Here is a 1,270-nt window from a genome sequence, read left to right on the forward strand (position 1 = left end):
TATGTATCTATATCTAGTGTCGGTGGCGCTCCTCTTCAGGTCTTCATTGCATACATCCAAAATCAACTTGGGGTTTTAGACCCAACTTTTTGGTGGTTATCTGTTCTCAGCAAAAGTTACCAATTTGTCAGGTGGCCGTCAAGTGTGCCGAGTGTACAGAAGGTTGGTTTTCAGAGCATTTATCTTTTAGCAACGAAGAGTAAGCTGTAGGTATAGCATACCTTGGAGAAGTAAGTTGTATGAACAGCACCCTTTGGTTTCTGTTGATCGGGGCGATTGCCGGTTGGCTGGCAGGGTACATCCGGCGTGGTTACGGATTTGGCTTGATCGGCAACATCATTGTCGGCGTCTGCGGGGCATTTGTCGGGGGATATCTCTTTGATTTGCTTGGCCTATCGGCTACGGGCTTGCTGGGAAGCTTGCTGATGGCTACTGTTGGGGCTTTGGTTCTGTTGGCCTTGATCAGCTTTATTCGTCGGGCTTGACCTTCAGGTGGCTCGCAAGCGCTCCCAAGAATCTGCGTTTTCCTTGGGATGCTGTGTTGAACATTTACCGGAGAGTTTTGATGAACATTCGTGTTGTTGCGGCGGCGATGATTGGCTGGGCAATCCCCACTTTGGGGTTGCTCGCCTTGCCCCCTGCTTCTGCTCAGCAACTGTTTGATGTAGGTGTGCGCCAATTGCAGCCGGGCACGATCATCCCCGTCCAGACCCTCGAGGGTGGAGAGCCCCAGTACTTCAGCCCCAACAGCACCCATCCCCTTACCTTGCGGGTAGCTCAGGACATCTACGGCGGCGACGGCCAGTTGGTGATCCCGGCAGGGAGCGAAGTGCGGGGTAGTTTGCGCCCGGTTCAGGGAGGAGCTCGGTTCTTCGGCACGGCCCTGGTTGCCAATGGACGCCTTTACTCGGTGCAGATGTCTTCTGACTTGATCCACGATGAGAAAGATCCCCGCCAATACTCCGCCGAAGCCATCGCCCAGGACGCAGCCATTGGTGCGGTGGGCGGTACGGTGCTGGGCCTGCTGACAGGGGGTGTCTCTGCTTTGGGGGTGATTGGCGGAGCCGGGGCCGGCGTGGCAGTGGGCAACATCACGGCTCCCCAGGTGGTGGTGTTGCGCCCCAGTCAGGTGATGAACTTGACCCTGAATAGCCCGCTGCGCCTGTAATGAGCCACGTCTAATCCCCTTCCCCCAACTCCCAGATCTCAAAAGCTTAAGGATCCCGGCCCAAAACCGGGATCCTTTTCTGTTTTGACCTGGGCTTTGGGG

At 55.6% G+C, this 1,270-nt stretch carries 3 protein-coding genes; all 3 read left to right on the plus strand.

The features are described from left to right. A partial coding sequence (locus NW853_RS07030) for a hypothetical protein (RefSeq protein WP_414335683.1) occupies positions 1-210 on the plus strand: 210 nt, incomplete at its 5' end. A 29-nt stretch (positions 211-239) separates the two neighbouring features. Beyond that, positions 240-485: a GlsB/YeaQ/YmgE family stress response membrane protein gene (locus NW853_RS07035; protein WP_414335685.1), complete on the plus strand. Its 246-nt coding sequence runs from the start codon at positions 240-242 to the stop codon at positions 483-485. 80 nt (positions 486-565) lie between these two features. Beyond that, positions 566-1,168, plus strand: a complete 603-nt coding sequence (locus NW853_RS07040) for a hypothetical protein (protein WP_414348589.1) — start codon at positions 566-568, stop codon at positions 1,166-1,168. Positions 1,169-1,270: the final 102 nt, after the last annotated feature.

Source organism: Synechococcus sp. H55.11 (assembly GCF_047462475.1).
Classification (GTDB): Bacteria; Cyanobacteriota; Cyanobacteriia; order Thermostichales; family Thermostichaceae; genus Thermostichus.

Excerpts from the sequence above, each read along its gene's own strand:
- NW853_RS07035 (WP_414335685.1), top strand. The coding sequence starts at position 240 with ATGAACAGCACCCTTTGGTTTCTGTTGATCGGGGCGATTGCCGGTTGG.
- NW853_RS07040 (WP_414348589.1), top strand. The coding sequence starts at position 566 with ATGAACATTCGTGTTGTTGCGGCGGCGATGATTGGCTGGGCAATCCCC.